30 protein-coding genes are annotated in these 23,110 nt (G+C 36.6%); 13 read left to right on the forward strand and 17 right to left on the reverse strand.

Going from position 1 to position 23,110, the window contains the following annotated elements:
- Positions 1 to 47: 47 nt before the first annotated feature.
- Together LB076_RS13705 and LB076_RS14195 are read right to left on the reverse strand one after the other, a co-directional pair.
- Positions 48 to 710: a nucleotidyl transferase AbiEii/AbiGii toxin family protein gene (locus LB076_RS13705; RefSeq protein WP_078055320.1), complete on the reverse strand. Its 663-nt coding sequence runs from the start codon at positions 708 to 710 to the stop codon at positions 48 to 50.
- 3 nt (positions 711 to 713) lie between these two features.
- Positions 714 to 947 (reverse strand): hypothetical protein, encoded by a 234-nt coding sequence (locus tag LB076_RS14195; protein WP_078055319.1) that lies wholly within the window; start codon positions 945 to 947, stop codon positions 714 to 716.
- 220 nt (positions 948 to 1,167) lie between these two features.
- Here LB076_RS14195 and LB076_RS13715 point away from each other — a divergent pair, with 220 nt between their 5' ends.
- Positions 1,168 to 1,899 carry a cupin domain-containing protein gene (locus tag LB076_RS13715; protein ID WP_078055318.1) on the forward strand — a complete coding sequence of 244 codons (732 nt, stop codon included), beginning with the start codon at positions 1,168 to 1,170 and terminating at the stop codon, positions 1,897 to 1,899.
- A gap of 450 nt (positions 1,900 to 2,349) precedes the next feature.
- Here LB076_RS13715 and LB076_RS14140 read toward each other — a convergent pair whose 3' ends face one another.
- Positions 2,350 to 2,484, reverse strand: a complete 135-nt coding sequence (locus LB076_RS14140) for a hypothetical protein (protein ID WP_257785934.1) — start codon at positions 2,482 to 2,484, stop codon at positions 2,350 to 2,352.
- A 201-nt stretch (positions 2,485 to 2,685) separates the two neighbouring features.
- On the opposite strand from LB076_RS14140, the gene LB076_RS12255 reads away from it, so the two are divergent.
- The 8 genes from LB076_RS12255 to LB076_RS12290 are packed head-to-tail and all read left to right on the forward strand — an operon-like array spanning position 2,686 to position 8,014.
- Positions 2,686 to 3,078, forward strand: a complete 393-nt coding sequence (locus LB076_RS12255) for a single-stranded DNA-binding protein (RefSeq protein ID WP_066336850.1) — start codon at positions 2,686 to 2,688, stop codon at positions 3,076 to 3,078.
- A 44-nt stretch (positions 3,079 to 3,122) separates the two neighbouring features.
- A complete protein-coding gene (locus LB076_RS12260) occupies positions 3,123 to 4,196 on the forward strand; it encodes a DUF932 domain-containing protein (protein WP_066336847.1) in 1,074 nt (357 codons plus the stop codon).
- A gap of 50 nt (positions 4,197 to 4,246) precedes the next feature.
- The gene (locus LB076_RS12265; RefSeq protein ID WP_066336844.1) at positions 4,247 to 4,441 is read left to right on the forward strand and encodes a hypothetical protein; all 195 of its coding nucleotides are present in this window, start codon (positions 4,247 to 4,249) and stop codon (positions 4,439 to 4,441) included.
- A gap of 11 nt (positions 4,442 to 4,452) precedes the next feature.
- Positions 4,453 to 5,061 carry a PRTRC system protein E gene (locus LB076_RS12270; protein WP_066336841.1) on the forward strand — a complete coding sequence of 203 codons (609 nt, stop codon included), beginning with the start codon at positions 4,453 to 4,455 and terminating at the stop codon, positions 5,059 to 5,061.
- A 17-nt stretch (positions 5,062 to 5,078) separates the two neighbouring features.
- Positions 5,079 to 5,297, forward strand: a complete 219-nt coding sequence (locus tag LB076_RS12275) for a PRTRC system protein C (protein WP_066336833.1) — start codon at positions 5,079 to 5,081, stop codon at positions 5,295 to 5,297.
- Positions 5,298 to 5,313: 16 nt separating this feature from the next.
- A complete protein-coding gene (locus LB076_RS12280; protein ID WP_066336830.1) occupies positions 5,314 to 6,489 on the forward strand; it encodes a hypothetical protein in 1,176 nt (391 codons plus the stop codon).
- Positions 6,486 to 7,208: a PRTRC system protein B gene (locus tag LB076_RS12285; RefSeq protein WP_066336827.1), complete on the forward strand. Its 723-nt coding sequence runs from the start codon at positions 6,486 to 6,488 to the stop codon at positions 7,206 to 7,208. The genes LB076_RS12280 and LB076_RS12285 overlap by 4 nt, the downstream gene beginning before the upstream one ends.
- Complete coding sequence (locus LB076_RS12290; protein WP_066336825.1) at positions 7,208 to 8,014, forward strand: PRTRC system ThiF family protein; 807 nt, start codon at positions 7,208 to 7,210, stop codon at positions 8,012 to 8,014. Before LB076_RS12285 ends, LB076_RS12290 begins: the two co-directional genes overlap by 1 nt.
- Before the next feature lie 341 nt (positions 8,015 to 8,355).
- Here LB076_RS12290 and LB076_RS12295 read toward each other — a convergent pair whose 3' ends face one another.
- The 14 genes from LB076_RS12295 to LB076_RS12360 form a co-directional block, all read right to left on the reverse strand.
- The gene (locus LB076_RS12295; RefSeq protein WP_066336822.1) at positions 8,356 to 8,745 is read right to left on the reverse strand and encodes a response regulator transcription factor; all 390 of its coding nucleotides are present in this window, start codon (positions 8,743 to 8,745) and stop codon (positions 8,356 to 8,358) included.
- 285 nt (positions 8,746 to 9,030) lie between these two features.
- Positions 9,031 to 9,222, reverse strand: a complete 192-nt coding sequence (locus LB076_RS13925) for a hypothetical protein (RefSeq protein ID WP_066336820.1) — start codon at positions 9,220 to 9,222, stop codon at positions 9,031 to 9,033.
- A 172-nt stretch (positions 9,223 to 9,394) separates the two neighbouring features.
- Complete coding sequence (locus LB076_RS12305) at positions 9,395 to 9,682, reverse strand: molybdenum ABC transporter permease (protein WP_066336818.1); 288 nt, start codon at positions 9,680 to 9,682, stop codon at positions 9,395 to 9,397.
- A gap of 128 nt (positions 9,683 to 9,810) precedes the next feature.
- Positions 9,811 to 10,260 carry a DUF3872 domain-containing protein gene (locus tag LB076_RS12310; protein ID WP_066336816.1) on the reverse strand — a complete coding sequence of 150 codons (450 nt, stop codon included), beginning with the start codon at positions 10,258 to 10,260 and terminating at the stop codon, positions 9,811 to 9,813.
- Positions 10,261 to 10,271: 11 nt separating this feature from the next.
- Entirely contained in the window at positions 10,272 to 10,832 is a 561-nt protein-coding gene (locus tag LB076_RS12315) for a conjugal transfer protein TraO (protein ID WP_066336814.1), read from the reverse strand.
- 21 nt (positions 10,833 to 10,853) lie between these two features.
- Positions 10,854 to 11,750, reverse strand: a complete 897-nt coding sequence (gene traN, locus LB076_RS12320; protein WP_066336808.1) for a conjugative transposon protein TraN — start codon at positions 11,748 to 11,750, stop codon at positions 10,854 to 10,856.
- A gap of 24 nt (positions 11,751 to 11,774) precedes the next feature.
- A complete protein-coding gene (traM, locus tag LB076_RS12325; RefSeq protein WP_066336803.1) occupies positions 11,775 to 13,091 on the reverse strand; it encodes a conjugative transposon protein TraM in 1,317 nt (438 codons plus the stop codon).
- Positions 13,078 to 13,365: a nitrogen regulatory IIA protein gene (locus LB076_RS12330; protein WP_066336801.1), complete on the reverse strand. Its 288-nt coding sequence runs from the start codon at positions 13,363 to 13,365 to the stop codon at positions 13,078 to 13,080. Before LB076_RS12330 ends, traM begins: the two co-directional genes overlap by 14 nt.
- An 11-nt stretch (positions 13,366 to 13,376) precedes the next feature.
- Positions 13,377 to 14,000 (reverse strand): conjugative transposon protein TraK, encoded by a 624-nt coding sequence (gene traK, locus LB076_RS12335; protein ID WP_066336799.1) that lies wholly within the window; start codon positions 13,998 to 14,000, stop codon positions 13,377 to 13,379.
- Between the two features lie 21 nt (positions 14,001 to 14,021).
- Positions 14,022 to 15,017 (reverse strand): conjugative transposon protein TraJ, encoded by a 996-nt coding sequence (gene traJ / locus LB076_RS12340; protein WP_066336797.1) that lies wholly within the window; start codon positions 15,015 to 15,017, stop codon positions 14,022 to 14,024.
- A gap of 3 nt (positions 15,018 to 15,020) precedes the next feature.
- On the reverse strand, positions 15,021 to 15,653 hold the full coding sequence (locus tag LB076_RS12345; protein ID WP_066336795.1) for a DUF4141 domain-containing protein: 633 nt from the start codon (positions 15,651 to 15,653) through the stop codon (positions 15,021 to 15,023).
- 27 nt (positions 15,654 to 15,680) lie between these two features.
- Positions 15,681 to 18,185, reverse strand: coding sequence for a TraG family conjugative transposon ATPase (locus LB076_RS12350; RefSeq protein ID WP_066336793.1), 2,505 nt, complete (start codon positions 18,183 to 18,185; stop codon positions 15,681 to 15,683).
- Entirely contained in the window at positions 18,182 to 18,514 is a 333-nt protein-coding gene (locus LB076_RS12355) for a DUF4133 domain-containing protein (protein ID WP_066336790.1), read from the reverse strand. Before LB076_RS12355 ends, LB076_RS12350 begins: the two co-directional genes overlap by 4 nt.
- A gap of 11 nt (positions 18,515 to 18,525) precedes the next feature.
- A complete protein-coding gene (locus LB076_RS12360) occupies positions 18,526 to 18,831 on the reverse strand; it encodes a DUF4134 domain-containing protein (RefSeq protein ID WP_066336788.1) in 306 nt (101 codons plus the stop codon).
- 271 nt (positions 18,832 to 19,102) lie between these two features.
- Here LB076_RS12360 and LB076_RS12365 point away from each other — a divergent pair, with 271 nt between their 5' ends.
- From LB076_RS12365 to LB076_RS12380, 4 genes are all read left to right on the forward strand, one after another.
- A complete protein-coding gene (locus LB076_RS12365) occupies positions 19,103 to 19,624 on the forward strand; it encodes a hypothetical protein (protein ID WP_066336786.1) in 522 nt (173 codons plus the stop codon).
- Positions 19,625 to 19,688: 64 nt separating this feature from the next.
- Positions 19,689 to 20,306 (forward strand): hypothetical protein, encoded by a 618-nt coding sequence (locus LB076_RS12370; protein ID WP_157776691.1) that lies wholly within the window; start codon positions 19,689 to 19,691, stop codon positions 20,304 to 20,306.
- A gap of 69 nt (positions 20,307 to 20,375) precedes the next feature.
- Positions 20,376 to 21,923 (forward strand): type I restriction-modification system subunit M, encoded by a 1,548-nt coding sequence (locus tag LB076_RS12375; protein WP_066336782.1) that lies wholly within the window; start codon positions 20,376 to 20,378, stop codon positions 21,921 to 21,923.
- Entirely contained in the window at positions 21,920 to 23,110 is a 1,191-nt protein-coding gene (locus LB076_RS12380; RefSeq protein ID WP_066336780.1) for a restriction endonuclease subunit S, read from the forward strand. Before LB076_RS12375 ends, LB076_RS12380 begins: the two co-directional genes overlap by 4 nt.

Consider the following 23,110-nt stretch of genomic DNA (forward strand, 5'->3'; position numbering starts at 1 on the left):
AATGGCTGTAAAGGCGTCTTACTTTTGAACGCCAACTTATTTTTGCTTCAATCCAAGTTTTGCTTCCCTCTATGATTTGTATGTGATGGAAACTTTGAATAATCGGAATTATTATCAAACTTTAATAATAATTCCGGATTGTCAATTGGTGTTTTGTTTTTGCTTAAATCAAATATAGTTTTATCTTCTTCTTTGTTGAATTTAAGTGTTTTGACTTTTAAGTCTTCATATAAATCGATTAATGAAACTGTATCGGTTATGAAGTCTAAATCATAAATATCTTTTTTGGTAGAACGGTTTGATGTACTGATTAATTTGAACAGACCAATGTCTTTTTTTGAAAGTAATCTTATTCCTTGATTTACTTCTACATCGAATAAATTCTTCATATTTTGAAGTATTTCCACTTTTATGGTTACCCCATCTTCTAAATCAAGAAAGAAACGCAGAAAGCAATATTGGTCGTTTATATCACAAGGATCGTCAAAGCTTTTTGCTTTTGTACCAAAGTAGTTTTTAACTTCATTTTCGATATTTTTAAATTCCTCTTTGCCAATTATTCCATCGAAAAAGAAATCTACATCATCAGAAACTCTATGATTGAATTGTAATGCCAGATTTGTGCCACCCCCTAAAGTAAATTTTGATACTGTTGGTAATGTTTGTAATTCTATGATGGCTAAAATTATTGCTGGAGTAACTGCCTTAATAAATTATAGCGAAAAACGAAGAAATGGCTTTACATTGTATCTTTTTGCTACACTTATACAAACTTTGTTACTGATATTCTCTGTTGTTAATTTTAGGTATTTAACAATGTCTTTAGTGGAATATAGTGCTTCTAATTTTAGAATGTCTGCTTCAAATGTTTCTGGAGTTGTTGCATACAAAGCCCTTGGTATAATAATAGCCTTGTCTTTGGAAAGACTAAGTTTAGTATAATCCATATCCCAAAACAAGTGTTTGGGAAAAATTGTCGCTATGTTTACTGAATGTTTCACTATGCAAAATTACTGAATTTAGTGATAAATAGTGCACTGATATATAAAATATTAACCTTAAGTTTAACTATATTTGTAAGGATTGGAATGTTTCTACATCAAATTTATCCGCATAATTCCTCTCTTCCTTTTCCATTATTTAATAACAAAAAAACACCCGTAAAAGATGAATGAGATTAATTTGAATGAAAGTTTTGGAACATTATCTGAAACTATAAATGGTTTAGCCAAGTTAGGTTACAGTCATGATTTTAATATTCATGAAGAATGTATTGTATGTCGACAAACCAATGTTACTTTATCACCAGATGATTTTCAAATTGACAAAATTTATAGATTCGAAGGCACTTCTGATCCCGATTATCAGTCTATATTATATGCTATTTCTTCAGAAAAATTTGCAGTAAAAGGACTTTTAGTCAATGGTTACGGCATTTCGTCGGACGATGTGACTTCAACCTTAATTGAAAAATTACAACTTAACACTAATAATAAAAATATGGAAAATAAATCAAATGAATCGACCTCTCAACGCCCAGAAGGCGACAGAGTTTTGAATGCTCAATTAGTAGAGATGGATTTGAATATATTTATTGAACAAATAAAAAATGAACCAACATGGAAAACGAACGACCGTAATTCTGTTACTGTTTTCAAATCAGAAACTATGCGAATCGTTTTAATGGGATTGCACGAAAATGCAGAATTAAAATCGCATAAAGCAAATGGAGTTATCAGTATTCAAACCTTAGAAGGGAAAATAAATTTTGTTACTGAAATGCAAAGTGTAATTCTAGAAAAAGGGCAAATGATAGCATTAGAAGAAAACATTATCCATAGTGTAATGGCTCTAAAAGAAAGTTTCTTTTTATTAACACTTTCTATGAATAAAAAATAATTGCTCTTTAATTTGTATAAAATAATACAATGAAAGAAAAAAATTATGCCAAGATAACCAGTCAGAAGATTAATAAAGACATGGATTTAATATCGCATAAATTTAAGTCAATGGAAAAAGCCTTTACTTAAACCATTTGATATTTAGAATAACAATGATAGTAAGCAGAACTTAACGGTTCTGCTTTTTTTATGCCCACACTTTTTATCCCCAAAACACATTTATTTCCTTTCCTCACCCCCTTCGCATAAAAGAGCTTTGGTTGGATATACTGAAAAACATATTCAAAAATTTAGAAAAAACCCCAGTCAAAATTTTCCAATATCTTTTTAGTGGCTTTCATAGCCACCAACACTTAAAAATAGTTAAAAATTCTGCCAGATAAATGCTGGTTTTGTAATCACATAGACCAGTTCTTAATGCCTTTTCCATTGGCTTCCACACAGGTTTTTATCCAAGAGCCAGTATGCTGTTTTGTCCCATTTCAAGAGCAAAGGTATTTCCGTGTTCTTTACGCAACAGCAAGGTCAAGCCCTGCGGGTTTGCCAAAAAATCTCCACCCATTCGGGTCGTATTTTTTGTCAAAACCTTGCTGTTGCTAAACACGAACCTTTTATGCTCGTGAAACGAAACAAAGCATACTCCGGCTCTTTAGACGAATAAAAAAAATGTCAGAAATGAAAAAATACAGCATTAGAAATGGTAAAAGAGAAACGAAACTTCAGCACCTCCTCTCATTACCGAATAAATTAAAAAAAAAATTAATAACTCAAAAAAGTAGAAATCATGAACATCACAGGACGATTGACGAGAGATGCGGAAGTACGCACAACGTCACAGCAAAAACAAGTAGTAAACTTTTCAGTAGCAATCAACGACAGCTACCGTAACAAACAGGGCGAACGCATAGAACAGACGACTTATTTCGACTGCTCCTATTGGATAAGCCCAAACGTAGCCTTGCTACTCACAAAAGGCACTTTGGTAGAACTATCGGGAAGAGTAAGTACAAGAGCGTGGACAGGTAATGACGGAGAATTAAGAGCAGGACTGAATTTTCATACCTCACAAATCAAACTACACGGAGGCAGTAGAAAAACTGATACCGTACAAGCTACTGTGCAAACTGAAAGTAACAAAACTACAAAACAAGGTACGGAAGACGACCTCCCATTTTAACAACGAGTATTTAATCATTTTTCAAACTATAAATTTTAAGCATTATGGCACATAATATCAATTTCAACGAGAGAACAGGACGTTATTCATTCTTTAGCGTTCAACAAAAAGCGTGGCACGGTTTAGGGCAAATCGTAGAGCAGTACCCAACGAGCGAGGAAGCTATAAAACACGCAGGGTTAGATTACGAAGTGGTAAAAAGACCTTTATATACTAATGGCTCAGGAATTATTCAAATAACCGAGGGTATTGTTATGCAAGATACTGAAATTGAAGTTCCTAACTATTTTGCAAACATCCGTAACGATAACAACGCAGTATTGGGCGTGGTGGGTAAAGATTACCACATCGTACAAAACCGTGAAGCATTCAATTTCTTTGATGCTATTGTAGGAGGTGGCGAGGGTATTCTGTATGAAACCGCAGGAGCGTTAGGCAACGGAGAGCGCATATTTATCACAGCCAAATTGCCCGACTATATCCGTGTAGGTAATGGCGATGATGTAACAGAAAAGTACATTTTCTTAACTACTTCGCACGATGGTAGCGGAAGTATCACAGCCGCATTTACACCTGTTAGAATAGTTTGCCAAAATACGCTGAATGCTTCGCTACGTAGTATGACCAATGTAGTTCGTATCAAACATACTTCGGGAGCAAAACAACGTATCGAAAACGCCCATAAAATTATGGGACTAGCGAACACTTTGAGCAACCAATTAGAGAATATTTTTAATGAGTGGGCAAGCGTAAAAGTTACAGACCGAGAAGTAAGAAAGCTAATCCAATTGGCACTTTGCCCGAATAAAGAAACGCTTGAGTTAATTAAAAAAGGTGCAGAAGATGAAATTTCAACCTTATTTAAAAACACCGTTGACGATGCTTTTTCTTACGCAATGATGAGCGACACGCAACAAATGGACACTACAAAAGGAACATTGTTCGGAGCATACAATGCCGTTACAGGATACTATCAGAATGTACGCAATTACAAAAATGATGAAGCCAAGTTGCAGAGTATTGTATTGGGTGGAACAGCTCAACTCAAATCTCAAAAAGCATTTGAATTGTGTACTGCCTTTGCATTGGACGGTGCGGAAATCTTAAACCTCAATTAAATAACTATAGGCTACCGCCTTAAGCGGTGATAGCCTACCATAAAACAGCTATGAACGTAACAGACATAAATGGTTGCCAAATCGAAGTAACAGATTTAAAGGAAGCTATAAAAATAGCAAGGCGATACAAAGAATATAACCACGAGGACAGCAATTTTTCGGAGTTTGACAAAAGACAAAAAACCTATTGGTCAGATATGTACGAAAAACTAAGAGCAATCAATACGCAATTAACAACATCTTAAATTTTATAGCAATGAATACTAATTTTTTCAATCAGATAGCACAGTTGGACTTTACAGGAGTATTACAACTGAATATTTCAAAAGGAGCAGAAAACAACCTAATTGTTTCGGTTATCCTCAACAACGAACAATGCGGAGATAACGCCAAAAACTTAATTCCGCCATTGACATTTAATGCAACGCCACAAGAGTTTGACGATGGATTTTTTGATCAAATAACCGCACCTATCCAAACCGTTTCGGGTTTAATGATGGATATGGAGAAATTTCTAAAACAAATGGAAGAAGTCAAAAAACAATCGGCTATGGAGAAAGAAAAAGCCGATAAACAGAAGAAAGAACAAGAAGCCAAAGACAAGAAATTTAAAGATGGAATGGCAAAGGCGGAAGAACTAGAAAAAGAAGGCAAATTCCGTGAAGCGTGGATGAAAGTACCCGAGATAACAGAGTTTCCCGAAAAAGGGGACGAGATACGCAAACGTAAAAACGCATTGTCTGAAAAGTTTGCAACACCGAGCCTTTTTGGAGCAATGGAAGAAGTAAAACCCGAACTGCAACAAGAGGAAGAAGTTGCAGTAAATTATCCTACCGATGAAACGGACGAAAAACAAGAATATTAATCCAAAAAATCAGAGTTATGTTAGTAGCAACGCAATTAAAGCGAGTTTTTATACTCAAAGATAAAGGACAGGACATTAGACTGACCGACCCCGAACCACGTTGGAGCGTGGAAGCCGTAATGAATTTTTACGCCAATTTGTATCCGATACTTACAACGGCAAAAGTATCTGCACCGCTAATAAAAGACGATGCAATTGAGTACAAATTTGAAAGCGTAATGGGTACAAAAGGTTAAACCAAAAATCAAAACGATGAATTATGCAATCACATATCCTATCGGGAATTATCAGCATACCCGAACAGAAAAGACAACGGCAATTGCACCGACAATTGGGCGAGTTCGCACAATGGATGCAAAGACCAAAAGATGCAAACCAAGTACAAAAAGACAAGCGGAAAGCCGTACCAATAGCAATGTTGCCAATGGTTTTCTAAAGTGTGTATTCCTGCCTAAACTGAAAACGGAACAATCCGTACAGGCTTGTAAGGAAACTGCAAAAACAGAGAGGGATTTTTATCAATCCCTTTCCAAACTTGCCGAGCATTATGGCATAGAACCGATGCAAACCCAAATTTACGGCTATCCTTACAATATCGCTTTGGCGATTTGTGATATAGAAAGCAAGTTAAAACGAACCAATGCAAATTTGGATAGTTTGCTATTGGTACAGGACAGTAAGAAAACATTTTTTATTAGTGAAGAACGATACGATACAAAAACGACCTTGTATTATATTCCTATCGTTCCGCTCTTTAAAATGCTCAAAGACAAAAGGCGTAAAAAGACCGCTCAATTAGTGGTTTCCGTATGTAGTTATCTGTATCACATTGCTGATATTCCGTATTACAGACAAGAAAATAGTTATCTGTATTGGATGTATGAAATGATGACCGATTGGGTGGAACAGGACAATGAAACGGACGAAACGGAGAAATATAAAAGTGAGTTAAGGCAAGCCGAACAAATTGGCGACAAAATAGAACAGAAAATATTCAACCGTATCAATTTACAACTATTTGAAGAGCGTTTAAAAAACTTCAAAAAACTTGATGAATTTGACCAAGAATGTTGGCAAGTAGCTTGTAAAGTTTTTGAACTTTTTACGGAATATCCAATAGCAAGTATTTTTAAAAATGCACCCATTTCCGAACAAGACCCTTACGACAATGATTACGACAATGAAATCCTTGGAATGGAAAAGTACATTTCATTTGTAGCAGATACCAAAGGTTGGCTGTATGAACGTCTTTCAGATAGCATTAACAATGAATTTAATGAGTATGGAGCAATGGCAGAACCAACGATTAGCAAACCCTTTGACGAAAGCGAGAAAACATATACTAACCTTGATTTTGAAAACCGCTTGTTTCCCATATTAAACGATTTATGCGGATTGCTTTATGAATATAAAACAACAGAAAAATGAAAAATCTAACTGACATAACCGAGAATTTTGGCACATTATACCACCCGAAATCTGCTTTGGTTTTTTATGAAACCAAAGGTATAAATACAAATATGTATGTAGAGCATTTTGATATGGATAGAAACGGAAACCCTATCAATGCACACCCTTTGACCGTAAAAGAAGCCAATGTGTTAGCAAAATCATTACAGACCGATGAAGAAAAGAACACAGCCTTTTTAAAACCAAAGGGAATTTTTCCGACTAACATTCTACATATCAATCCAAGTGAAAAAGGTACGGTACTTTGGTACACCAAAGCACAGCAACGGCAACTATATTTTGTAAACGGTTTGGGCGTACCCAACGGCAAAGCACAAGTACCTCCAATGCTTTGGTTAGCGAGTAAAAGTAGTCTTATGGTATTTGCTTTGACAAACGACAGAAGACCCACCGAGAAAACGCTACTGCATTACGCACCTTTCTTCAATATTTACGAAAAGGGCAATGTATGTATGGGAACAGTAAATATTGATATTCAAAATTCGGCTTCGGTGGAAGAATTTATACAAGCGTGGGAAAGCTATTTTTTCAACAGTTATTTCAGCCATTTATTGGGGAATTACAATCCGATAAAAGGAAATTGTGTAACCATTTGGAAAGACCTAATTGGTACAGACACCCCCTTTCCAAAAGAAGTATTGAAACCAAATAACAAAACACTTAAAAACCTATTGTGATGAATACAGCTAAACAAAAAATACATTTTACAGACAGAGATTTAATCAATCCTACCAATCCGATTTTGATAAATGTAATCGGTGCAGGTGGAACAGGTTCAAAGGTTTTGACCGCCTTAATGGAAATGAACCACAGTTTAACTGAGTTGGGACACGCAGGACTACAAATCCGCCTTTGGGATGATGATGTAATTACCCAAGCAAATTTGGGCAGACAGCGTTTTGCAGAATGTGAAATTGGATTGTACAAATCCGTTGCACTAATTAACAGAGCCAACCGATTTTCGGGAACAAATTGGAAAGCCGAAACGGTAAAATTTGAAAAAGACCGTTTGGATAAATTGCCCGAAAATGCAGGAGCAAGTATTTATATTTCTTGCGTGGACAGCGTAAAAGCAAGGTTTGGGATTGCGGATATTTTGAATATTCTGAACAACGGTAAAGCCTATTCCAACCGCCCACGGTATTGGTTAGATTTCGGTAACAGCCAGCACACAGGACAAGTGCTACTATCTACAATAGGAAGAATTAAACAACCCAATTCCGAGAAATACGAAACGGTGGCAAGCCTGCCATTGGTTACCGATGAATTTGGCGAACTTTTAAAACAGTCTGAAGAGCAGGACGACACGCCAAGTTGCAGTTTAGCTGAAGCATTGGAAAAACAGGATTTATTTATTAATTCGTCATTGGCGCAAATGGGTTGTTCTTTGCTTTGGAATTTGTTTCGTTATGGAATGACGGAATACAGAGGATTTTTTCATAATCTGAAAGACTTCCGCACCCACCCGATAAAAGTCCCTTGACACGAAAAATCGGGTGGCAAAAATGCAATTCCTCGCTACGGTCGGAAACGCATTTTTGCATATAATAAGGTGCAACCACTTTGTCAAAAATCTTCCATTTCATTCTTTCATTTCCCTATTTTTCCCAAACAGGTTGCGAGATATTTTCGTGGGATATTCAGTATCCCATTATTGATTTTAACGGACTTCTTTTCTTTTCACATCTGCGACCAAAGAAAAGAAGCAAAAGAACGTCGCTTAATTATGTTTGGTTTTTGACTTAGTACTTTTTAATTAATATTTTTAATTCATTAAATTTGTTGCTATTTCGATGGCTAGAAATCATTTAATATACCATGTCCCTAATTGATAACCCCTTCAATGACTTTTCTAAAATCATCTTTACCACTTCCGATAAGCAAATAACTCGAAAAACCAATATCTAACAAATCTTTACCGACTTTCTGATCATCAATATCACTATGAGCAATAAGTTTTATTGTTGGATATTGTGTTTTCAATTCTTGAAGTTGCGACAGCACATTCCTGTCGTAAAAATCAAGATCAATGATACAGATTTGAGGAAGTTCTTTTAATGCTGATAATTGAAATAATCCGTCTTCGATATTTTCTGAGCGGAATATAATCTCCATTCCTGAAGCAACGAGGTCGTTGCAAGTTATATCCAAAATTGGACTTTTGTCATTTATAAAAGCTAAGGTAATTTTTTCTTGTGTTGTACCAGTTTCCATATCATCATACTTTTGTGAAGTTGATGTAGCCCTGCACAAAAAATAAGGCGCAGACCACTACACTTAACGCACATTGAGGTACTGGTATACCCGACAACGAATAAGCGAGCACCTACGCCTATGGCATAGGTGTTCTTTCTTATTGTCCCGTTGTCTAAAAATTACCAGTTTTCAATGTGGGACTTAAAGTAAAAACACTTTAAGATTTTCTATATTTCGTTACAAAGATACTAAACTGCTTTAGATACTCATCATATCTTTAAAACCAATTGGGGCAAAAACCTATTAGTTACTGGCTTTATTCTTTAAATAATTATGCTCTAGTTCAGTGAGTATATTTGTTTGTTTAAAAATGATTTTGCCCCCTATTTGGATGTAGGGCAGTAATTTATCTTCTCTTTTCGCCATTTCTAAAGGCTCCTTCAGTTCATTTTTATTTCCATCCAATGAAGATTTCTGTATTGCGATTACTTCCATTTCTGCTCAATTTTGGTATGAAATCTAATTTATTAAAGGCTTTTAAAAGGATTGATAAAGTTTGAATTGGTTGGAATTTAAACGAAATATGTGGCTTTTACTAACCGGAACAAAAAAAATCGGATAACCTTTTGGGTTATCCGATTTTCTTAGAACCGTATTTTAAAAATCACTATCTGCGTTGGTCGCTTGGTTCAGTTTCTATCTCCACTTTCTGTTTTTCCTTATCATTTTTCTCCCGGGAATAAACCCATAATGACAATAGTCCGAAGATAATCAAGGCATAAGCTATCCATTTACCAACTCTTTCAATAAATTTAATGCCAATCGATTTTTCGTAAGAAGAAAAACTTTCTGCGCCCATAGGACTTCGCCTGTAAAACTTTCTACGATTAATCCAGTAGCGAAGCGCCAAACCTAAAACCAAAAATAGTATTCCTATAACTAATGATGCAACCATAATAATAGCTATTACATTTATAAATATGAATTTACAAAAAAAATATTTTTATTTCACTACATCACAAAAATATAAAATGTATGCGTGATAGCATAAAAAAAACCTGTCTTGTGGACAGGTTTTATTTGTTAATCGCTACTATTGAATTGGAAAGTGAGTTTCTTCTCATTACCAAAACTATCAGAAATCCATACATCAAATGATTGCGACACAGTGGATGAAGAAGTGTAATACAATCGGAACTGCTTTGTTGGTAAAGGATATAAATCGTTTGGTAAGTACGCAGATTCATTAGAATATCTTAAAGTTCCCTGCCCGTCAAACTGAAAGTAACGGATAAAATATTGCGTATCGCTGTAATTACCGCTTCGCTTTATTGCCATCCTTATTTCAACGGTTTGCCCATTCAATACATCTTTTGGAATTGGCATAACCTGCACTTCAAAAGGAAAATCGTTCTGTACTTCGAGTTTGTCATCTTTGCTACAAGATACCAAAGTAACCGAACTTGTGAGGATTGCCAGCAATACATATGCTGGCAGTAATCCTCTTTTGAATTGTTTGAAAAATATTGTCATTATTATACGTTTTAAAAATTAAACCTTAATCCCACACCTGCGGACGGTCGGAATTGTTTCATATCCGTACCCCATAAAACCTTTGTACGTCCTTGCAGGACTAATACAAATCGGTCGGATAGATACGTTTCAAAAGTCAGCCGACCGCCAGCTCCGTAAATGAAATTGTCTTCACTCACTATTTTCGCTCCGTCATCCAACATTGCTTCGCCACGGTTGATGCTTTCATAACCGAGTACGCCAGTTATTCCGGCATTTAGCGTTATGTTTTTTCGGGCGTCACCCAAGAGGAATAAACTGTAACCGCCTTCGGCTGTGTAAGTTTCTTGCGGGATACGCAGTCCTTTATAAGAATGGTATTGGTGCGTATATTCCAACGCCCAAAATTGGTAATTGCCGTTTTTGCCATTTACGGTCATTGCTAAATTGATATAATAATCGTTTCCGATTTTATCGCCAGATAACACACCAGCACTTACTTCCAAGCCTTTTTGCTTAGGTAACATTCGTTGTGCTTGTGCAAACGTAATGCCTATTAATACGAACATTACGGTATAGATATACTTTCTCATATTATTACTTTAAAAGGGTTATTAAAATTTCAGGTGCATATCATTATTAATCAAGCGAGCCTTGATTAAATCCGAATTTTCTACCTGAAGCGTTTGGTGTCGGCCACCGTTTTTCTCAAAGATTTCAATCAACAAAACCTTGTCATTGGCAATGGTAAACTGGTCTAAAAGGAATACGTTTTGTTCGATGGAATTTCCACCAATTTTACCCAACGGTTTATAAGTACGTAGCGGTATCATTGGTCTTTCCTGCACCACGGTACGTTTGGCTACCTTTTTATCTACTACTTTGAAATTGATAAAATCAATTCCAAAAGGCACATTGGTACGGTTTCTCAATTCGGTATGGAAATAGTATTTGCCGTTGTGAATGTAAATTCCTTTTAGAACAAACTGAATACCAAAACTTTTAGCACCGATATGCTTTACAATTCGATTATTGTTCTTGTAAATCGTTTCCAAAAGCAAGCCCGCCAATGATGGCGAATTGTTACCCAATTCTTCAAAAAGCACATCGTTTCCGTTCTTTTTATCTACTGCTTTTTGCATTGTGATTAGGTCGTAACTCAACGCTTCCGGACAGGTACTGTAATATACATTGAAGCTGTAAAAGCGACCGTCATTTGTAATGACCGAAAAATTGGTTTCTGTTTCAAAATCTTTTACCGATGCTTTTACACGAAGTACATTTTCTGCATCGTCTGCCTTTCCTGCAATCAGGTATTCGCTACCCAAATCCACATATCGTATAGCGGTTGGGAAAATCAAATGAGTAGTCTTGTCATAGGTTACTTGCATTTGGTACGGTTCTATCTTGCCTAAATTTAGTTTTGCTTTTATACTTTCTTGTGCAAAAGTGTTTACGGCAAAGCCGATGACAAGGGCAAAAGCCCATAAAAATTTTATATGATTTTTCATCTTTTTAATTATTTGAGTTCAATATTATTTTTTAGAAACAAGGAAAACTTGATGTCCTGCTTTTAGCGTAACCTTTGATGTTCGTATTTTTTTTGCGAAATAACCCGAAATGCCTTGTACCGCACTTTTACTAAGGTCGGAACCAATCTGTTGACCTGTTGATGAGTTCATACTAAAACTTGAACCTGTGGAGTTTCCCATATTGGCTACAATATCGGTAACAGCATTACGTTCTGGCGAATAGGGAACGAACAAACCTTGTTGTCCGTCGAGGTCGTAGATGGTTATATCTACAGGGACAATATTACCCTCCAATTCTATGGAAGTAACTTTTAGCTGTAACCTGCCACCTTGAAATTTTCCGATTGCCGTTAAAATTGTTCCCTTAGGAATGGTGCGGTTAGGCGTTTGAGCAGGTTCTAATAAACGCAGTCGTACACCGCTTTCGCCAATTATGGTCTGTGTTTCTTGTACACTGGCTTTTACGCTATTTTTTGGCTGAGCCACTTGTTCTATAGCTCCTGGAGTATAGAAACCTCGGTTCTTGTTTTCGCTCCTTTCTGCTATAAAAGTACTATCCGTAGGTTCTCTGTACAAAGCTGATACAGCATTCTTTTTTGTTGGTGTGAATGACGTAAAATATTCATTCTGCGACTTTGAAGTAGATCCTCGAATATTACCGTCGGTGCTTAGAGGTTCTTCGGTATTGCCGCCTGAAGGCAGATACTTTGAAGCCATCTGAAACGACTTTTCCATCAATACCAATTGGTCATTTACAGTTGCAGATTTAGGAATATCTTTTTCTGCCAATTGTTCTTTTAATTCGTCCAATTGTTTGCGTAGTTCTTGTGTTTCGCTGTTATTATCCTGATAAAATGAACCTAATGTACTTTGTGCATTTCGGTAACTATTTAATGTAGAAGTGCCTGATTTTCCGGTTATCATACCATTGTTTTGGTCTTCTTCGGTCAATTCTTCTTTACTTTGCTGTATGCTATCGATATTCCAATAATCGGATAAAGTAGTTAGCGCATTTCGCTTTTCCTGGTCTTTCTGTTCCAGCATATCTAGCTCATAAGCTTTTTGTTTATCATCCTGCATCTCTTCTTCAGTAGCCTGTGGGAAAGCACCGTTTAGTCCGATATTTTCCATTTCCTTTTTGTCTTCCGAGGGTTTAAATATAAGGTATAAACAACCGATAAAAACGACCCCTATTAAACCAAAAATGAGTGGTTTTTTAAATCGCTCTATAGCACTCTTTTTATCCTCCGTACCGTTGGAAGCTTTGTTTTGGTCGCCTTCTTCAACCAGAATGCTGACCCTTTTTTCATTTTCTTTCATAAAATTTATTTTTAAAAATTGTTGTTAATGTATCCTGCAACTTTTTAGGATTTACTTTCTTTTTGAGGACAGGATTTTCGATATGCTCGATGTCCAAACTGCTATCAGCTTTACCTGCATCAGACCATACTTTTAAAATAACTCCTGCGGTAAGCAGGAGATAGCCTATAAAAAAGTACAAGGTGTATTTATGCTGTTTGCCAACAGGTAATACCCGCCATTGTTCGTCCAACTTGTTAAAATACCCTTCCATGTTTACTCTTAATTTTTTCATACTGTTGGTTTTTAGCGCTGAACAACTTCAATATCCTTATTCTCTAACACGGCAAATTTTTCAATGTTGAAACCTTGCGGATTATTGTCTGAACGGACAGAGTTTACAAGGAAACAGGACGTTATCAAGCTTCGCCTTGTCACATTGCTGGAACGGATGATGAATTGCTTAGCGTAAGTACGCACTGCATAAGGATGATTATCGAAATTGCAGACTACACTATCCACCTCGATACGTTGCTGTACATTTCCCGATATGATGCGGTTGTAATACCCTTTTTCCGAAAGGTCTTTGTAATAATCAAAGGCACTTTTATCGGCTAGATTGAATGCCCGTTTCATATTACTTTCAATAGCGTTTTTATCGGGTGCAAGTGTAAAAAAGAGTTCGTGAAAACGTCTGACGTGTTCCCTTGCCTCCACTGGACGGTTGATGGATGCATCTTGCGACAGCGCCAACATCAATGATTTTCCATTGTCCAGTAAATAAATTTTTTGGCGTTGTTCGGTTGCAAAACTGTAGGATTTCCATACAGCATACCCGACAACGCTAATGCAGAGAACGGCAAATACAATGGCGTACAGCCTTATCTGTTTAAAGCTGTTTTCTATATTTCTGAGTGTTTTAAATTCCATTTCTTAAGTGATTAATGTTGTTTACTTATTGATTAACCTGCCACCAATATTACCTGCAACAGATCCAGCTCCAGCACCAGCAAGATTTCCTGATTTCATTGCCGTTTGGTTAACATTTCGGGTAAAGTTTCCTGCACCGCCAGCCTGAATAATCCAGCCTGTCACTGTTGGTATAGTAAAATATCCTACGATTCCGATAATCATAAAGATGATATACACGGTATTTGAGGTATCAGGTATATAGGTTGGGTCATTCAGCATTTCGATGTCCCGTTCTAATATCAGCGATTGTATTCTTGCCAACATCGAACTGAACAAATCGGATACGGGAAGCCATAGATAAACGCTCACATATCTTGTGAACCATTGGGTAAGCGTAGATTGAAAACCATCCCATACTGATATAGCAAAAGCAATTGGACCTAGTATGGACAAAACGATTAAAAAAAATGTTCGGATTGTGTCAATAACCAGTGCTGACGCCTGAAAAAGTATTTCAAGTAAATTGCGAAACCATTCTTTTATTGCCTTCTCAATCTTGTAAGATTGCCTATCCATATACATTCCTGCCATTGTTCCCACATCAGATGGCGACCAACCCAATTCATCCAATTTCTTGTCGAATTCTTCATCCGATGCCATATAAGCGGTTTCAGGATTTCTTACTATTGCTTCATATTCCAATTGGTCTTTCTGCTGTTGTAACTTGTTGAGATCAAGTACCTGGTCTTCGAGAATAGAATGGGTTCCAGTTACTATTGGAGTGAGTACGGCATTGATAGTTCCCAACACGATTGTAGGGAAAAACATAATGCAAAGTCCCAAGGCAAACGGACGTAACAACGGAAACATATCGATTGGTTCGGCTCGGCTCAAAGCCTGCCAAACCTTTAATGCCACATAGAACAAAGCGCCTAATCCGGCCACACCTTTAGCTACTCCTACCATATCTCCAGCAATTGGCATCATATCATCGTACAGCGAACGCAGTACTTCGTGAAGATTATTCCATTCCATTTTTTACCAGTATTTTTGGTTAGCAGTTCCATAAAGTTCAAGCACTCTTTTGGCATCATTTTTCTTTTTCGCTCTCAAATAGCTGACAGAAATATTTTTGTTGGTGTAATAGCGAACAAGGCTGTGATAGTCTTTTACCTCTTTAAAAACACGGTCGATAACATCCATTCGCTCTTTGTCATTTAGCGAAAGACTTGATGAGGTGATGATCTGCTTCAATTCTTTTAGCAGTTCCGTACTTTCATTTAGCAATGCTGAATAACCGTTGCCGATGGCTACCAATTCTTGTGGCGAAAAATTGGGGTCATTCATCATCTTGCCAAAATTCTGCACATATATTTCCGAAACATCGCCTACCAGCAAAACAGTCAGTTGCACTTTACGAGCATCTTTTACAAGGTTGTTTATAGCCTGTAGTTTGTCGTAATATTCTTTGCCTTGCTTATATACTTTTTCTACTTCTTTGAAATTCTTAATCACATTACTCACAGTAGAAGAAGTCTGTATGATTTCGTTGGCACTGTTAAGAATACCTGAAGCTAGGTTCGTGGGGTCTGTAACTACCCATTGGGCTTTTGCAGACGGTGCTACTGCAAGTGTTAATACAGTACATACCATAAAAAATATTTTTTTCATTTTCTTGAATTTTAAATTATTAATGAACTATTGATTTGCACTATCACGCCGTTGCATAGCGATGTGTTTTATAGCAAATTCTACATTACCCTCCAGTTCTGATGCGAGTTGCATCACTTCGAGTTTTTCGGTTTCTTCGGTGGTGTATGCGAGATATTCCTCCAAACTAACTTCTGTGGCATATACCGCAGAGTGTGTTCCGCCCAAGCCAATCCATACTTCCTTATAAAGCCGTGATGGGTCGTTATTCATATTGATAGAAAGTACCTGCGCTTTTTCTTTATCAGTCAAACCTAACATTGCCTGTATATCATCGAACTTGTTCATATACTTTCGCTGGTCGAGCAGGATTTTACAATCACTATTATTGATGATACTTTCCTTTACGATGGGCGATTGAATAATGTCGTCCACTTCTTGGGTTACCACGATGGCTTCGCCAAAAAACTTTCTGACAGTTTTGAATAAGTATTTGATGTATTCAGCCATTCCCTCTTTGGCGATGGCTTTCCAAGCTTCTTCAATCAGTATCAGTTTTCTGATACCTTTTAGTCTTCTCATTTTGTTGATGAAGACCTCCATAATGATGATGGTCACGATTGGAAAGAGGATTTTGTGGTCTTTAATAGCATCAATCTCAAACACAATAAAGCGTTTGGAAAGAAGGTCTAATTGTTTATCAGAGTTCAATAAATAATCATATTCGCCACCTTTATAATAAGGTTCCAAAACATTGAGGAAATTGGCAATGTCAAAGTCTTTTTCCCTTACCTTTTTTTCTTCCAATACTTTACGATAATCGCCTTTCACATATTCATAGAAACCATTGAAAGATGGAAAAATAACATCTTGTTTGATTCGTTCGATATAACCGCTTACGGCATTTGATAAAGCCACTTCTTCCGAACGGGTCGGTGGTTCATCATCACGTTTCCAAAGGGTAAGTATCAAGGTTTTGACACTCTCTCTTTTTTCAATATCAAACACACCATCATCAGTGTAAAAAGGATTAAAAGCAATGGGATTGTCTTCGGTATACGTAAAGTAAACACCGTCTTCTCCTTTGGTTTTGCCTTTGATGAGTTCGCATAAACCCTGATAAGAATTACCGGTATCAACCAACAAAACGTGAGCACCTTGCTCATAATATTGGCGAACCATATGGTTAGTGAAAAACGATTTTCCACTTCCCGAAGGACCAAGTATAAACTTGTTCCGGTTCGTGATGATACCCCGTTTCATCGGTAAATCGGATATATCCAAGTGAATAGGCTTTCCGGTCAATCGGTCAGCCATCTTAATGCCAAATGGCGATGGCGAATTGTGGTAATTGGTTTCTTCAGTAAAAAAACACAAAGCAGGTTCAATGAACGTGTAAAAACTTTCCTCACTCGGAAAATCGCCTGCATTACCCGGCATTCCTGCCCAATATAGTGTTGCTACATCCGTAGTGTTGTGGCGTGGTTTGCATTCCATTAATGCCAAAGCGCTACCACTATCATTTTTTATTTGTTTGAGTTCGTTGGCATCATCTGACCAAGCCATAATATTGAAATGCGCTCTGATGGATGACAGTCCAAAACTATGTGCCTCATTCAGGTATTTTTCTATCCACTCTTTGTTGATTTGATTTGCCCGACTGTAGCGAGCCAACGAGTGCATATTTCTTGCTGACTTTTCAAACTTTTGCAGATTGGCTTCGCTGTTATCCAAAAACAAATACTGGTTGTAAATATGATTACAGCTTAACAGCAATCCCACAGGTGCAGCGAACGACAAACGGCAGTCGCTTCGGTCGGTCGATAATTTTTCAAAACGGGTATCAGCAGATACTGTTCCAGGTAAATCGTCGGTATCGGATAAAGTGTGCAGGCACAACCTTTTATTTCCGATACGGACTTCTTCACCACCCATTGCAATGTCTTGCATCGGTGTTCCAGCTTCCTTTGATAATGTTAGGTATTGTTCCAATAAACCCTGTTTCTCCTCTGTACCGATAATTTCGTCTTCTGTAAGGCGTTGCATTTTGATAAACCCGCTATCGTTTACAATGCGTTCAAATTGTGCAATGGCTTCCATAAAGCGATGTATCACTTCCTTATCTCTGATTTCCTTCGGTATCAGTGTTCCTTTGCAAAGCGAACTAAAATTACTCTGCATTCGCATCCGCTCTTTGCTCGTTTTGGTTAGAAACAGATAACAATAATGGTTCAGAAACGGACGTTCATTGAAATGGCGTTGGTAGGATTTTGCCAAAAAACTTTGATCCTCTTTTGCCAAATCGGGTGCATAATTTTCTTTGATGTACCAATCCTGTTTATGGACTATCGTGAAATCTGGCAAGGTTTTAATAGCCTTATGCCAAGCGGAATGGATGGCTTCATATTCAGCTGAAGCCACGGTAAAGAGCTCCGGCAGATGTACTTCAAAGCAGGCAGTAATTTCCGCATCCTTTGATATAATACAATTGTTTTCTACCGCCAATAATGGAAACTTGCTTTCCAAAGTTGTGGATTTTGCTGTGTTTATCATCGTACATCAGGTTTAGTAGTAAACTTTAAATAGCGATGTACAGCCTTGCGACAAATGATATATCGGGGATGTCTTTTTCTTGCGCCCACTTTCATTAGTCCGTGTTCGCCGTACTTTCTATTCAGTGAAAAGGTCTGCCACACAATCAACGAAGCACAGCCTGAACCAAGAAACAAGCAGATATAAGAATTAACCCCGATGATATATAGAATCATCACGAGAATTAGTGTACCGAGCAGTCCACCTGCGAAAATGAACAAGTATTGTGCTTTCAACCCTTTAAATTCCACCGTTCTTCCAATACCCTTATTGATGTTATAATTACTCATAAGGCAAGGGATTAAAGAAAGAATGAACGTAGAACAGTGGCCGCAACGATCAAGAAGATACACGCACCGAACCACGAAGCCGCCGTTTTGCTTGTATCAGGATCACCTGAACTAAATTTGTTGTACACCTTAACTCCTCCGATGAGACCTACTACGGCACCAATGGCGTAAATGAGCTGTGTGGCGGGGTCGAAATAAGACGTTACCATTTGGGTTGCTTCAGTGATTCCAGCAGTACCATTTCCCTGTGCGAAAACACCAATTCCTGATAGCAATGTAATGACTGCCACCAAAATTTTTTTACTTTGTTTTTTCATAATTGAAACACATTAAATTGTTGTTCTTTCCCACACCTTGTGGGCTTTCGTGACAAAGGTGTTTCAGAAATTGAGGCGAGATAACAATTTGGCAGTGAGTGGAATTACTTGGCGGTGGGTGGCATTTACTTTAGGATTATAATAATCACTAAATTTCAGGAATCACATATTTGTATATCGAAAATCGCAATATGCAATATGAAGAATTAAAAAAATTTGCTTATACTATATTTTATAGTTAATATTGCATATCGCAATATGAAATATTAGAATGGCACAAGCAAAAAATAATCTCAAACCGCAAGACATTGTAATTTTGTTGAAAATAATTGCACTAGGTGAAAAATCTTGGTTTCATCATACTATTGCTCAGGAATTAGGCATGAGTCAATCGGAAGTAAGCCAGTCGTTAAATCGTTCCAAATATGCAGGACTAATTGATGATGCCCGAAAAAAAGTGAATAAAATTGCTTTTAACGAATTTTTAATTCATGGTGTAGCCTATACATTTCCGCAACAACCAGGAGCTTTGGTTAGGGGAATGCTAACAGCTCATTCAGCGGAACCTTTAAATAAAATCATTCAAGCAACGGATAACTATGTTTGGCCATATGCAAAAGGATTAGACCGTGGTCAAGCAATAGAACCTTTATATCCCACTATGGTGGAAGCTTCATTAAAAGACACTGATTTATACGAATTGTTAACTTTAGTGGATGCCATTAGAGTGGGAAGAGTAAGAGAAAAAGAAATGGCAAAACGAGAATTAGAAAAAAGGATACTGAATGCATAATAAAATAATCAATCTGGCATTAGTAGCTCAAGTGGCGAAAGGTTTAAAGGAATTAAATGAAAAGATGGTCTTCATTGGAGGAGCAGTAATTAGCTTATATACAGATGATCCTGCTGCAGAAGAAATTCGTCCCACTTCTGATATAGACATGACCATTAACTTAGCTAATTATTATGAATGGACTCAAATGCAAGAACGATTAGCGGAACTTAATTTCTATCCAGATCCTCAAGGACAATCCATCTGTTCTTATCAGTTTGAAAATATTGCAATAGACATTATGCCTGCTGACGACAGTAGTATTGGCATATCTAATAAATGGTACAAGCCTGGATTCAAATACTTGCAACAAATAGAATTGCCCGAAGGAATTACAATCAACGTATTGCCATCTCCTTATTTTCTAGCTACTAAATTAGAAGCATTCAAAGACCGAGGGCAAAATGACTTTTATGGAAGCCATGACTACGAAGATATCATCTATCTTATTGACAATAGAACAACAATAGTAGAAGAAATCCTAGCGAGTGAAGATGACTTGAAACAATACATCAAGCAAGAACTTACAGCCATTAAAAAACATCCACAAGCTAACGAAATTTTAGCCATGCACATCCATCCGTTAATTAGAGAGGAACGATTTCAGATGTTGATGGAGAAAATAGAAATAATTACACTTTGAAAGTCAATGAAGAATAATACTTTTTTAAGATAGAATAGTTAAAAATAAAGATTTACAAAAATAAAAAGAATGACAAGTACAATACAAAGAGCAGAATTATTAGCTAAAATTTGGAAAATTGCCAACGAGGTTCGTGGGGCTGTAGATGGATGGGATTTCAAACAATTTGTATTGGGAACACTTTTCTATCGCTACATTAGTGAGAACTTTACGAATTATATAGAGGCTGGTGATGATAGCATTGACTACTCCAGCTTATCGGATGATGTAATTACACCAGAAATAAAAGATGATGCAATTAAAACAAAAGGATATTTTATCTATCCTAGTCAACTTTATGTAAATATTGCTAAAACGGCTAATACTAATCCAAATCTTAATACAGATTTAAAGGCTATTTTTACAGCAATTGAAAGTTCTGCAAATGGGTATCCATCGGAAGAAGCTATAAAAGGTTTATTTGCCGATTTTGACACTACGAGTACACGATTAGGAAATACCGTTGAAAATAAAAATAGCCGTTTAGCTTCTGTATTAAAAGGTGTTGAGGAACTAAATTTCGGTAATTTTGAAGACAACCATATAGACCTTTTTGGCGATGCCTATGAAATTCTTATTGGCAATTATGCAGCCAATGCGGGAAAATCAGGCGGAGAGTTTTTTACACCTGTGCACGTGTCTAAGCTCATTGCACAATTGGCAATGCACAAACAAGAAAAAGTAAATAAAATTTATGATCCTGCAGCAGGTTCAGGTTCCTTACTGCTTCAAGCAAAAAAACACTTTGATGACCATATCATTGAAGAAGGTTTCTATGGACAAGAAATAAACCATACTACATATAACTTGGCTCGTATGAACATGTTCTTGCATAACGTCAACTACGACAAGTTTAATATTGCTTTAGGCGATACACTTCATCACCCTCACTTTATTGATGACAAACCTTTTGATGCTATTGTCTCAAATCCTCCTTACTCCATAAAATGGATTGGAGATGATGACCCAACACTTATAAATGATGACCGTTTTGCTCCTGCTGGAGTGCTTGCTCCTAAATCAAAAGCCGATTTTGCATTTGTACTGCATGCACTGAGTTATCTTTCAAGTAAAGGACGTGCAGCCTTAGTTTGTTTTCCTGGTATTTTTTACCGTGGTGGTGCCGAACAAAAAATTAGAAAGTACTTAGTTGATAATAATTTTGTAGAAACCATCATCTCCGTAGCTCCTAATTTGTTTTATGGAACTTCTATAGCGGTAACAATTCTGGTACTTTCAAAACATAAGACAGAAAATACAACGCAATTTATTGACGCAAGCGGTGAAGATTTCTTCAAGAAGGTTACCAATAACAATATGATGACCGATAAACATATTGATAAAATAATGGAGTTATTTGATAGTAAAGTTGATGTAGAACATGTTGCAAAATCTATCGACAATACTAAAATTGCTGAAAACGATTATAATTTATCGGTAAGTTCCTATGTAGAACCAAAAGACAATCGAGTGAAAACTAACATCGTTGAATTGAACGCAGCAGTTACCAAAACAGTAATCAAAATAGATAAACTCCGTGCTGATATTGATACAATTATAAACGAAATTGAAGCATGAGTTATTTAGAAAAATTATTAGAAGGCGTTGAGGTGGAGTGGAAGATTTTGGGTGAGGTTGCAAAAGTAGGAACTGGCAGTAGTAACGGAAATGAAGCAGATCAAAATGGTGAATATCCTTTTTTTGTACGTTCGCAAAAAATAAAAACCAAAGATACTTTCGAGTACGATGAGGAAGCAATAATAATTCCAGGAGAAGGAGGAATAGGAGATATTTATCACTATATAAACGGAAAATACGCGTTACATCAAAGGGTATATCGTATTCATTTTAACATTGATTTTGTAGATACTCGCTTCATATATTATTATATGTGCACAAATTTCAAACGTTTTATTATGACTAAGGCAGTAAGTGCTACCGTTACGTCTATTCGTAAACCAATGATAGAAAATTTTCCTATCCCAATTCCCAGCCCTGATAATCCAAAAAAATCACTCGAAATACAACAAAAAATTGTTGGAATTCTCGATTCATTTACGGAGCTTACAGCGGAGCTTACAGCGGAGCTTACAACACGTAAAATGCAATATAGTTATTATAGAGAGAAGTTGTATTCCTTAGATAAAATTAAAGTACAACATTTACCTTTGGGTGATGAAAATATCGGCAAATTTATTCGTGGCGGTGGTTTACAGAAAAAAGACTTTACTGAAACAGGAGTTGGTTGTATTCACTATGGACAAATCTATACTTACTATGGAACATACGCTAATAAGACTAAATCATTTGTTTCAGAAGAATTTGCGAAGAAAGCAAGAATGGCAAAATACGGAGATTTGGTCATAGCAACCACAAGTGAAACTGATGAAGATGTATGTAAAGCAGTAGCTTGGTTGGGAGATAAAGAAATAGCAGTAAGTAGTGATGCTTGTTTTTATCGTCATAATTTAAATCCAAAATATGTGTCTTACTTTTTTCAAACAGAACAATTTCAAAAACAGAAAAGACCTTTTATAACAGGTACAAAAGTCAGACGTGTAAATGCAGATGATTTGGCTAAAATTAAAATTCCGGTTCCTTCCAAGGAAGAACAAGAACGCATAGTTACAATTTTAGATAATTTCGACACGCTTACTAATTCAATAAGCGAAGGCTTACCAAAAGAAATAGAGTTAAGAAAAAAACAATATGAGTATTATAGAGATTTGTTACTAACATTTCCTCAGGATAATTTAGAATTATAA

Origin of the sequence: Flavobacterium crassostreae, assembly GCF_001831475.1 — a bacterium.
Classification (GTDB): domain Bacteria; phylum Bacteroidota; class Bacteroidia; order Flavobacteriales; family Flavobacteriaceae; genus Flavobacterium; species Flavobacterium crassostreae.

Excerpts from the sequence above, each read along its gene's own strand:
- LB076_RS12375 (WP_066336782.1), top strand. The coding sequence starts at position 20,376 with ATGACAAGTACAATACAAAGAGCAGAATTATTAGCTAAAATTTGGAAA.
- LB076_RS12370 (WP_157776691.1), top strand. The coding sequence starts at position 19,689 with ATGGTCTTCATTGGAGGAGCAGTAATTAGCTTATATACAGATGATCCT.
- LB076_RS12305 (WP_066336818.1), bottom strand. The coding sequence starts at position 9,682 with ATGGTTGCATCATTAGTTATAGGAATACTATTTTTGGTTTTAGGTTTG.
- LB076_RS13715 (WP_078055318.1), top strand. The coding sequence starts at position 1,168 with ATGAATGAGATTAATTTGAATGAAAGTTTTGGAACATTATCTGAAACT.
- LB076_RS12285 (WP_066336827.1), top strand. The coding sequence starts at position 6,486 with ATGAAAAATCTAACTGACATAACCGAGAATTTTGGCACATTATACCAC.
- LB076_RS14195 (WP_078055319.1), bottom strand. The coding sequence starts at position 947 with ATGGATTATACTAAACTTAGTCTTTCCAAAGACAAGGCTATTATTATA.
- LB076_RS12290 (WP_066336825.1), top strand. The coding sequence starts at position 7,208 with ATGAATACAGCTAAACAAAAAATACATTTTACAGACAGAGATTTAATC.
- LB076_RS13925 (WP_066336820.1), bottom strand. The coding sequence starts at position 9,222 with ATGGAAGTAATCGCAATACAGAAATCTTCATTGGATGGAAATAAAAAT.
- traJ (WP_066336797.1), bottom strand. The coding sequence starts at position 15,017 with ATGGAATGGAATAATCTTCACGAAGTACTGCGTTCGCTGTACGATGAT.
- LB076_RS12355 (WP_066336790.1), bottom strand. The coding sequence starts at position 18,514 with ATGAGTAATTATAACATCAATAAGGGTATTGGAAGAACGGTGGAATTT.
- LB076_RS12365 (WP_066336786.1), top strand. The coding sequence starts at position 19,103 with ATGGCACAAGCAAAAAATAATCTCAAACCGCAAGACATTGTAATTTTG.
- LB076_RS12360 (WP_066336788.1), bottom strand. The coding sequence starts at position 18,831 with ATGAAAAAACAAAGTAAAAAAATTTTGGTGGCAGTCATTACATTGCTA.
- LB076_RS12295 (WP_066336822.1), bottom strand. The coding sequence starts at position 8,745 with ATGGAAACTGGTACAACACAAGAAAAAATTACCTTAGCTTTTATAAAT.
- LB076_RS12315 (WP_066336814.1), bottom strand. The coding sequence starts at position 10,832 with ATGAGAAAGTATATCTATACCGTAATGTTCGTATTAATAGGCATTACG.
- LB076_RS12275 (WP_066336833.1), top strand. The coding sequence starts at position 5,079 with ATGTTAGTAGCAACGCAATTAAAGCGAGTTTTTATACTCAAAGATAAA.
- LB076_RS12380 (WP_066336780.1), top strand. The coding sequence starts at position 21,920 with ATGAGTTATTTAGAAAAATTATTAGAAGGCGTTGAGGTGGAGTGGAAG.
- LB076_RS12270 (WP_066336841.1), top strand. The coding sequence starts at position 4,453 with ATGAATACTAATTTTTTCAATCAGATAGCACAGTTGGACTTTACAGGA.
- traM (WP_066336803.1), bottom strand. The coding sequence starts at position 13,091 with ATGAAAGAAAATGAAAAAAGGGTCAGCATTCTGGTTGAAGAAGGCGAC.
- LB076_RS12255 (WP_066336850.1), top strand. The coding sequence starts at position 2,686 with ATGAACATCACAGGACGATTGACGAGAGATGCGGAAGTACGCACAACG.
- LB076_RS12260 (WP_066336847.1), top strand. The coding sequence starts at position 3,123 with ATGGCACATAATATCAATTTCAACGAGAGAACAGGACGTTATTCATTC.
- traN (WP_066336808.1), bottom strand. The coding sequence starts at position 11,750 with ATGAAAAATCATATAAAATTTTTATGGGCTTTTGCCCTTGTCATCGGC.
- LB076_RS12265 (WP_066336844.1), top strand. The coding sequence starts at position 4,247 with ATGAACGTAACAGACATAAATGGTTGCCAAATCGAAGTAACAGATTTA.
- LB076_RS12345 (WP_066336795.1), bottom strand. The coding sequence starts at position 15,653 with ATGAAAAAAATATTTTTTATGGTATGTACTGTATTAACACTTGCAGTA.
- LB076_RS12350 (WP_066336793.1), bottom strand. The coding sequence starts at position 18,185 with ATGATAAACACAGCAAAATCCACAACTTTGGAAAGCAAGTTTCCATTA.
- traK (WP_066336799.1), bottom strand. The coding sequence starts at position 14,000 with ATGGAATTTAAAACACTCAGAAATATAGAAAACAGCTTTAAACAGATA.
- LB076_RS12310 (WP_066336816.1), bottom strand. The coding sequence starts at position 10,260 with ATGACAATATTTTTCAAACAATTCAAAAGAGGATTACTGCCAGCATAT.
- LB076_RS12330 (WP_066336801.1), bottom strand. The coding sequence starts at position 13,365 with ATGAAAAAATTAAGAGTAAACATGGAAGGGTATTTTAACAAGTTGGAC.
- LB076_RS12280 (WP_066336830.1), top strand. The coding sequence starts at position 5,314 with ATGAATTATGCAATCACATATCCTATCGGGAATTATCAGCATACCCGA.